This window comes from Photorhabdus kleinii, assembly GCF_025384885.1.
GTDB classification, from domain to species: Bacteria; Pseudomonadota; Gammaproteobacteria; order Enterobacterales; family Enterobacteriaceae; genus Photorhabdus; species Photorhabdus kayaii.
Map to the genome: position 1 here is coordinate 1 of NZ_JAJAFY010000118.1, position 1,702 is coordinate 1,702.

A 1,702-nucleotide genomic window follows, 5' to 3' on the forward strand; every position below is an offset into this window, starting at 1 on the left:
ACACAGGTTTTTTGTATTGATGACATCGGTGGGGTTGACGGTAATCGCCAATTTTGATCTATTACTTTTATTTGCCGGAAAGCGAATATGTCCACACCCGTACCTGCCATTAAACGTCTCGATCATCTTGGCCTTATCGCCGCTTTTTGTCATGAAGCCGGTTTACCCCGCATGATTGATGCCATTATCCCAAAATATTCATCGCATACCGTCTCTCACGGCGACGCTTTTCTGGCGATGCTCCTTAACGGGCTGGGATTTCACAGCCGGACATTGCACATGTTTTCCGGCTTTTTTCAACATAAGCCGATTGCGCGTTTAATTGGCACTGACATTGAAGCTGAACACCTTAATGATGATGTGCTCGGCCGTACACTGGATGCCTTATATGAAGCGGGGGTGTCGGAAGTTTATCAGGTGCTTGCTGAGCAAGTGGTTGATAAATTGGGGCTGAAGCCCGATTCCGTTCATTTGGATATCACGAGTTTTCATGTCGATGGTGACTATGACAGCGCGTTGGGAGATGACACAAAACGCATTGCGTTGGTGCCGGGTTATAGCCGGGATCACCGGCCCGAACTGAACCAGGTTGTCCTTGAACTGATTTGCGAAAATCAGGCAGGTATCCCTGTCTACATGCAGGCCATGAGCGGGAATACGAATGATGCCAAAGCCTTTGCCCAGACGATCAAAACCCATATTCAATGTCTGAAAGCGGCACAAAACAGCCGCTACTTTGTGGCCGATGCCGCCCTTTATACTGAAGCCGCGATCGCTTCGCTTCATCAGCAAAAACAACGATTTATTACGCGTGTTCCCCTGACGCTCAGGGAAGCTAAACAGTCTCTCCTGAACGTGACAGCGGAGCAATTCAGCCCCATCAGTGAGGGCTATTCAGGCTGCTGGGTGACGTCATCATATGGCGGCGTTCCTCAGCGTTGGTTACTGGTGAACAGTACGGCGGCAGAAAAACGTGAAAACCAGACTTTCCGAAAAAACACACTCAGGGAAACAGAAAACGAGTCTAAACAGTTCGACAAACTGGGCAAAAAGCCCTTTGCCTGCCGGGAGGATGCCTTACAGGCACTACATGATTTTGAGTCTCAATGCCAGTTTATCGGCATCGCCTCGCCGGAAATTCAGGCGATTACCGTCTATGCGGGGCGCGGGAAACCCGGCAAGCATCAACACCCCAAATCGGTTCATTATCAATTAGCCGGTCAGGCTTATACCCGGTTAGACAATGTGAAGCAGGCCAGATTGCGGGTCGGGAGGTTTATTTTAGCGACCAATGAACGGGATGAAGGACAGCTTGATATGGCGGCGTTACTGGCTAATTATAAGGCACAACAAAAGGTGGAACGGGGTTTTCGCTTCCTGAAAAGTCCGGAATTCCTGACGTCTGCCATTTTCCTGAAAAAACCAGAGCGGATAGAAGCGCTGTTAATGGTGATGACATGTTGTCTCATGGTTTATGCGGCGCTGGAACATAAAATTCGCCATGAATTGAAACAAAGTGTGCCGTTTTTCCCCGATATGAAGAACAAACCGACACAATCCCCCACAGCGCGTTGGGTGTTTCTGGCCTTTGAAGGGATAAACACCTTTGAATTTCAAGAACATAAAATGGTGACAGGAATGCAATCTTACCACCATGAGCTTTTGAGTTTATTAGGCGCACAATATAAAGCGGTTTATTCCT

The 1,702-nt window shown here is 48.4% G+C and carries 1 protein-coding gene; it reads left to right on the forward strand.

Features of this window, described 5'->3' with window-relative positions:
• Positions 1 to 87: 87 nt before the first annotated feature.
• Positions 88 to 1,702 (forward strand): IS1634 family transposase (locus LG003_RS22815; protein ID WP_262981736.1); only part of this gene is annotated, 1,615 nt, incomplete at its 3' end.